Raw genomic sequence first — 2629 nt, 5'->3', positions numbered from 1 at the left:
CTTCTCCATTCCTTCCACCTCAGCTGAACCTCGCTATCTCCTCGCCGCTCGGGCTCAGAACCCTGAGGACAACCTTCCCGCCGAGCCTCTCCGAGAGGTCGGAGACCATCTTCCTGTAAGCGCTCTCGGCATCGCCTATCTCGTCGGCACTGTTGAACGAACTCATAGCGCTTACCGTGTAGGGGTTGCTGCCGTCGATGAATATGTCCCAAGGCCCGCTCCCGGCGAGGGAAACCGCGTAGTCGAGCACCTTCTGGGCGTCGTCCTTTCCAACACCGGCATACCAGACGGTTATCCCGTTCGACTCGATGTAGGCGTATTTGCTCTCCGCGGAGAAAACCTCCTTTTCATCTCCGTTAAGGAGCTTCAGCGTGAGTTCTGCACCGTTGAAAACATCCTGGGACATCTTGGAGGCCATTATTTTGACGTAGAAGGCAGTCTTTCCATCTATGTCGCCGGAGCTCTTGTAAGGGGTCGTTACCTTGACCGTGTAGGCATTTCCGCTCTTGGAGACGTAGACGTCGGTTTTCCCGTTTATCTGGAAGCTGTCGCGGACGAAGTTAAGCAAAGACTTTGCCTGGGAGAGGGTGACGTCCCCGGAGTAGTGCACGGTTATATCGTTTACTGTAAGGGTCTTCTCGGTACTCACGTTTGTGTTAGGGCTTTCACAGCCCGCCGCGATGACCAGCAGGGCCACCGCGAGCAGGGCAAAGACCAACTTTCTCATACCCATTCCTCCTTTCTTCGCGTGAAAAAACGAAATCACTTCTTTTCAAGCCTGTAGATGCCGACGCTGACCTCGTAGGAATCAACGTTGAGCGGGGCCTTGTAGTCAACCCTGACCCGGAAGGGCTTGCTTGAGCCGTATATCATGCTGTCCGTTTCAGATTCGGTCAGGACGTTGTCCTTCTCGTCGAGTATCGTTATCTTCTCCACAGTTCCTTCACTGCTCGCCTTGATGTAGTATTTCCCCGGCTCAAGGACGTGCGATAGGTAGAAGACGTCCCCGCTTACGGTTTCCGTTTTGACCTCGACCGGAACCTTGGTGTAAGCATTGAGGTAGTAGTACTGCATTCCGAAGATGCCGGCAACCCCTATGAAGAGGAGCAGGAAGAAGCCAACGACAAGCTTTTTGATGAGTCCCATTTTCTCACCTCCCTTCTTGTTGATTCAAACATCAGCCCCTCCTCCAGAGCAGGAGTAGAGCCAGTAAAGTCAGGGCAACAATAAATCCCGGCCCGCAGGTGAAGTTTATTGACCTGCTGGCAGTGCTGGAGGGGCTCCCGCCCGTATTTTCACCGAAACTTCCCCTATTCGAATGAACTGCACTGGAACTCTGAGACGGTGAGTGTGTAGCACTTGGAGAAGGTTCGGAGGTCGTTGAGGTATGCGGGGCGCTGGAGCTCCGGGTTGTCGAAGGGCTCGTCTGGTTGCAGGCTTCCTTGACATGGAAGTACTCGCTCGGATGATCGTGAACCCAGACTCTGGGCTCCCCAATCCTGTACCACTCCCAGGTAGGGAGGTCGTCGAACTCGAAGGCCTCTTTAAAGCTACCCCTCGAGTAGAAGGACACCTTCACGAACTTTACATCCCCCCTTCCCAGCTCCACGAAGTTCGGAACCCACGCCTTTAGCTCCCCGCCCTTCTCGACGTGGTGGACGTCGCAGCCCGCGAACTCCATGTTCGGGCCGAGCTTCAGGAGCCTGTCAGGGGAGAGGAAGATAACGAAACCTTCTCCCGAGCGGGCTATATAGTGGCCGTAGGGCTGGACGTTGTAGTAGACCTTGATGATATCGCCCGAGGGCGAGGTCTTGACGAGAGGGTCGAAGAAGACGTAGTTTCCATCGCCAGCGAGGGCAAAACTTGAGGGGGACTGCCCGTGGTATAGGCTCGTGTTCCAGAAGCCGCTCCAGAGTACATTTCCCTTTTTATCGAGCTTCAGCCAGATCGAGGCGCCGCCGTCGTACTTTCCCCCAAGGCCGTTAGTGTAGAGCCATCCGTCTGGAACGCTGTAGAGCATCGGCCTCCCGCCTGAGAGGGTGTTGAAACCGCCCATTCTCCACAGTTCACCCCCGTCAATGGCCTGCCTGTATTCCTCGACCCACCTCAGGCTACCCGTTTCTGGGTCTATTCCTATGAATCCGAGGTCGGGGCCACCGAAGCGGGAGGAGAAGGCCACTACCACCTCGTTCCCATCGAAACCCACGGCGTTTACGTACTCGTCGTAGTTCTCCCTGCCGTAGATGTGAACCCACTTAAGGTTCCCCGAGGGGTCGAACTTTATCGCCCCAACGTCAAGGGCGGAGGCTATGCCGTCGCGGTCGTAGGGGTCGTCCGGGTTCCTGTGGTGCATGTGGGCGTAGAGAGGTGCAATTACGATGACTCCGTCGCCCGTTGGCTGAAGCCTAATGCCCCTGTAGCCGCCGTTTGAGGGCTTGAAGGCCCTCCCCCAGAGGGCTTTTCCAGAGGAGTCGAATTTCACGAGGGTGAAGAGGGGATCCCCCGGCATCCAGTCGCTTGGGGCCGAGACGTTGACGACGCCGTTCGTCATCAAAACGACGTAGACGCCATCTTCCCCAACTGCGATGTCCTGTACGACCTGAAACTGTCCGTAGGGGAGGTTCAGGGG

Annotated in this window: 3 protein-coding genes; all 3 read right to left on the bottom strand. The window is 56.3% G+C overall.

The annotated features are described in order from the left end of the window. Positions 1–19: 19 nt before the first annotated feature. Positions 20–727, bottom strand: coding sequence for a hypothetical protein (locus MVC73_RS06405; RefSeq protein ID WP_297508510.1), 708 nt, complete (start codon positions 725–727; stop codon positions 20–22). A 35-nt stretch (positions 728–762) separates the two neighbouring features. Next, complete coding sequence (locus tag MVC73_RS06400; RefSeq protein WP_297508507.1) at positions 763–1146, bottom strand: hypothetical protein; 384 nt, start codon at positions 1144–1146, stop codon at positions 763–765. A 31-nt stretch (positions 1147–1177) separates the two neighbouring features. Next, a partial coding sequence (locus MVC73_RS06395) for a CGP-CTERM sorting domain-containing protein (protein ID WP_297508504.1) occupies positions 1178–2629 on the bottom strand: 1452 nt, incomplete at its 5' end.

The organism is Thermococcus sp. (assembly GCF_027052235.1).
Classification (GTDB): domain Archaea; phylum Methanobacteriota_B; class Thermococci; order Thermococcales; family Thermococcaceae; genus Thermococcus.
The sequence above is the reverse complement of the archived record's forward strand: the minus strand, read 5'-3'. Positions and strand labels throughout refer to the sequence as shown.

Bases quoted from the DNA above. Each gene is read 5' to 3' on its own strand.
- MVC73_RS06405 (WP_297508510.1), bottom strand. From the start codon at position 727: ATGAGAAAGTTGGTCTTTGCCCTGCTCGCGGTGGCCCTGCTGGTCATC.
- MVC73_RS06400 (WP_297508507.1), bottom strand. From the start codon at position 1,146: ATGGGACTCATCAAAAAGCTTGTCGTTGGCTTCTTCCTGCTCCTCTTC.